General features: G+C 43.4%; 1 protein-coding gene. It reads left to right on the top strand.

The features are described from left to right. Window positions 1-1,049 (top strand): IS200/IS605 family element RNA-guided endonuclease TnpB (tnpB, locus tag ADA01nite_RS21710; RefSeq protein WP_146812503.1); only part of this gene is annotated, 1,049 nt, incomplete at its 5' end. Between the last annotated feature and the right edge of the window lie 85 nt (window positions 1,050-1,134).

The following is a 1,134-nucleotide window of genomic DNA, read 5'->3' as shown; positions in this document are numbered from 1 at the left end:
GCTTTATTTTTAATCACTTCTTAGCGAAATGGAATGATACATACAAAGAAACGGGGAAGGGACTCACCTACAACACTTGTGCTAATCTCCTTACATCCTTGAAAAAACAGGTAGAATGGCTAAAAGAAGGAGATGCCCATGCTTTGCAGTCCTCACTACGAAATCTAGCCGATGCTTTTGATCGCTTTTTCAAAAAGCAAAATGATGCACCTCGTTTTAAAAGTAAGAAGAACCCTGTACAATCCTACACAACGAAGATTGAAAAGAAAAACCAATGGCCTGAAGTCAGTATCATAGGAAATAAGATCAAGCTCCCTAAGCTCGGTTGGGTAAAGTTTGCGAAGTCCAGAGAAGTCGAAGGTCGTATTCTTTCTGCTACCATTCGTCGGAATCCCTCTGGAAAATACTTTGTTTCCATCCTTTGTGAAAGGAACGACTGTCCCTATGTTCCAGTAGATCAAGAAAAAGCAGTGGGGATCGACCTTGGTTTAAAAGATTTCGCCATTTTTTCTGATGGTAAGAAAGAAAAGGCTCCGAAGTATTTCAGAAAGTATGAGAAGCAATTAGCGAAAGCCCAGAGAACCATGACCCGACGAACCAGAGGTGGGGCGAATTGGCGCAAAGCACGCATCAAAGTAGCTAAAATTCACGAGAAGATTACCAACGCCCGTCATGATTTCCTTCACAAGCTGTCTACCAAGCTGATTCGCGAAAACCAAGTCATCAGCACGGAAGACTTGCAAGTGAAGAACATGGTCAAGAATCATAATGTAGCCAAGTCCATCACGGATGCTTCATGGTCTGAGTTTGTGTCCATGTTGGAATACAAAGCAGAATGGTATGGAAGAACCATTGTGAAAGTTGGAAAGAACTTCCCATCCAGTCAACTTTGTTCCAGTTGTGGCTTCAAAAATAAAGAAGTGAAGGAGCTCAAATTAAGAGAATGGACATGCCCAGAGTGCAACGAGCATCATGATCGGGACATTAATGCAGCCAAGAACATTTTGCAAGAAGGTTTAAGACTCATCGCCGTAGGGACTACGGTCTGAGCTTGGTCAACTTCCTTGGGCTACCGAGGATTACCCAAGAATCCCCCACCTCTAAGCGTTAGCGTAGGTGGAGGGAGCGTTCAAA

It is taken from the genome of Aneurinibacillus danicus (assembly GCF_007991215.1).
In the GTDB taxonomy this organism is placed as follows: Bacteria; Bacillota; Bacilli; order Aneurinibacillales; family Aneurinibacillaceae; genus Aneurinibacillus; species Aneurinibacillus danicus.
Note: the sequence above shows the minus strand (reverse complement) of the source record. Positions and strands in the feature narration are given on the sequence as shown.